At 64.2% G+C, this 3,293-nt stretch carries 1 protein-coding gene; it reads right to left on the bottom strand.

The annotated features are described in order from the left end of the window. Positions 1–3,293, bottom strand: a 3,293-nt coding sequence (gene purL, locus AAC083_RS18425) for a phosphoribosylformylglycinamidine synthase (protein ID WP_258224763.1), incomplete at both ends; no start/stop codon positions are given.

Here is a 3,293-nt window from a genome sequence, read left to right as displayed (position 1 = left end):
CCCCATGGGAGACGGCAATGGGCATCACGGAACCCGCCATGCCGGCGAAGAAAGCGGAGGGAGACTCCTGCACCTCCACCAGAGTGAAGCGCGCTTCGAAGCGCTCGGAGCGGTTGCGCACAAAGCGCGGCCACAGGTCGGCCCCCGGGATCAGGGTGCGCAGGTTGGACATCATCTGGCAACCGTTGCACACACCCAAGGAGAGGGTGTCACCACGCTCGAAAAAGCGCTGGAACTGCTCGCGGGCGTTGTCGTTAAACAGGATGGACTTGGCCCAGCCTTCCCCCGCCCCCAGCACATCGCCATAGGAGAAGCCGCCACAGGCCACCAGGGTCTGGAACTCCTCCAGCTTGATGCGACCGGAGAGAATGTCACTCATGTGGACATCCACTGCGGCAAAGCCGGCACGATCAAACGCCGCCGCCATCTCCACGTGGGAGTTGACCCCCTGCTCGCGCAGCACAGCCAAACGGGGGGAGACACCACGGGCGATATAGGGCGCCGCCACATCCTCAGACGGGTTGTAGGTGAGCTTGGCCTGCAGACCCGGATCGGTGGCGTCCTGACGGGCCGCATGTTCCTGATCGGCGCACGCCGGGTTGTCCCGCAGACGCTGCATCTGCCAGCTGGTCTCGCCCCAAATGGTGCGAAGCGCAGTGCGGCTGGCGCGATAGACCTCCTGACCTGCACGCGTGAGGGTGATGAGATCCCCCTCGCGCACTGTGCCCAGCACGTGGGAGCAGGCCGCCAGACCGTGACCGGCCAGCAGGGTCATCACGGCTTCTTTGTCGTCACGACGCACCTGGATGACGGCCCCCAACTCTTCGTTAAACAGCGCCGGCAGCAGCTCGCCACCGATGCGATCGAGCTGGATGTCGAGGCCGCAGTGACCGGCAAAGGCCATCTCAGTCAGGGTGACGAACAGGCCGCCGTCGGAGCGGTCGTGATAGGCGATCAGTTTACGATCGGCCACCAGCGCCTGAATGGCGTTGAAGAAGCCCTTCAGCTGCACCGGATTGTCGAGATCCGGCGCCTTGTCGCCCAGCTGGCGATAAACCTGCGCAAGGGCAGAGGCGCCGAGGCGCTGCTTGCCGTTGCCAAGGTCGATGAGGATAAGGTCGGTCTCACCGAGATCGGTACGCAGCTGCGGGGTGACCGTGCTGCGCACATCCTCGACCCGGGCAAAGGCGGTGATGAGCAGGGAGAGCGGCGAGGTGACGCTGTGCTCATTGCCATCCTGCTGCCAGCGGGTCTTCATGGACATGGAGTCCTTGCCCACCGGAATGGTGATACCCAAGGCCGGGCAGAGCTCCTCGCCCACCGCCTTGACCGCCTCATAGAGGCCGGCATCCTCACCCGGATGACCGGCTGCGGACATCCAGTTGGCGGAGAGCTTGACACGCTTGAGCGATCCAATGTGGGCCGGTGCCAGGTTGGTGAGCGCTTCGGCCACCGCCATGCGGGCAGAGGCGGCGTGGGAGAGCAGCGCCACCGGGGTGCGCTCGCCCATCGACATGGCTTCGCCGTGATAGCTGTCGTAGGTGGCGGCGGTGACGGCGCAATCGGCCACCGGGATCTGCCAGGGGCCAACCATCTGGTCGCGGTTAACCAGACCGGTCACGCTGCGATCGCCGATGGTGATGAGGAAGGATTTCTCCGCCACGGTCGGCAGGCGCAAGACTCTCTCGGCCGCATCACTCAGGGTGATGCCATCGAGCTGGAGCGCTTTGCCTTGGGCAGGCAAGGTCACCACGTCGCGGTGCATCTTGGGCGCCTTGCCCAGCAGCACGTCCAGCGGCAGGTCGATGGGCTGGTTGTCAAAGTGTGCATCCGACAGCGTCAGATGTTTCTCTTCGGTAGCAGTGCCGATAACCGCATAGGGCGCGCGCTCACGCTCGCATAGCGCCTTGAACAGTGGCAGCTTGTTCTGGGCCACCGCCAGCACATAACGCTCCTGGGATTCGTTACACCAGATCTCCAGCGGGCTCATGCCCGGCTCGTCACTCTGGATCGCGCGCAAATCAAAACGACCACCGCGCTCACCGTCGTTGACCAGCTCCGGCATGGCGTTGGAGAGGCCACCGGCCCCCACGTCATGGATGAAGACGATGGGGTTCTCATCCCCCAGCTGCCAGCAGCGGTCGATCACCTCCTGGCAGCGGCGCTCCATCTCGGGGTTGTCGCGCTGCACCGAGGCAAAGTCGAGATCTTCGGCAGACTGGCCGGAGGCCATGGAGGAGGCTGCGCCGCCGCCCAGGCCGATGTTCATGGCCGGGCCGCCCAACACTATCAGGGCGGCCCCGACCGGGATCTCCCCTTTCTGAACGTGTTCGCTGCGGATGTTGCCCATGCCGCCCGCCAGCATGATGGGTTTGTGATAGCCACGCACCTCGACGCCGTTGTGGCTTGGCACCTCCTCTTCGAAGGTGCGGAAGTAGCCGAGAATGGCCGGACGACCGAACTCATTGTTAAAGGCGGCGCCGCCCAGCGGCCCCTCCTGCATGATGTCAAAGGCGCTGACGATACGGCTCGGTTTGCCGAAATCCTGCTCCCAGGGCTGCTCGAAACCGGGAATGCGCAGGTTGGAGACAGTGAAGCCCACCAGACCCGCCTTGGGCTTGGCCCCACGGCCAGTTGCGCCCTCGTCGCGGATCTCGCCGCCGGAGCCGGTGGCTGCCCCCGGGAAGGGGGAGATGGCGGTCGGGTGGTTGTGGGTCTCCACCTTCATCAGGATGTCGACGCGCTCCTGATGATACTGGTACTCACCACTGGCGGGGCTCGGGAAGAAGCGACCACCCTGGCTGCCTTCCATCACGGCGGCGTTGTCTTTATAGGCAGAGAGGACATGATCCGGCGTCTGCTCGAAGGTGTTCTTGATCATCTTGAACAGCGACTTGGGCTGCTGCTCGCCGTCTATGGTCCAGTCGGCGTTGAAGATCTTGTGACGACAGTGCTCGGAGTTTGCCTGGGCAAACATGTAGAGCTCGATGTCGTTAGGGTTGCGACCCAGGCGGGTGAAGTTCTCCACCAGATAGTCGATTTCGTCATCGGCCAGCGCCAGACCCAGCGCCACGTTGGCCGAGGCCAAGGCACTGCGGCCACCGGCCAGCACATCCACCTGGGTGAAGGGGCGCGGCTCGTGGTGAGCAAACAGGGCGCTCGCAGCGTCCATGTCGGCAAACACCACTTCCATCATCCGATCATGCAGCACGGCGGCAATGGCGCTGCGTTGGGCGGCGCTCAGCTCACCCTGCCCCTTGATGGTCAGGTAATAGGCAATACCACGCTCCAGC

The organism is Aeromonas sp. HMWF014 (assembly GCF_963878295.1).
In the GTDB taxonomy this organism is placed as follows: Bacteria; Pseudomonadota; Gammaproteobacteria; order Enterobacterales; family Aeromonadaceae; genus Aeromonas; species Aeromonas popoffii.
The sequence above is the reverse complement of the archived record's forward strand: the minus strand, read 5'-3'. Positions and strand labels throughout refer to the sequence as shown.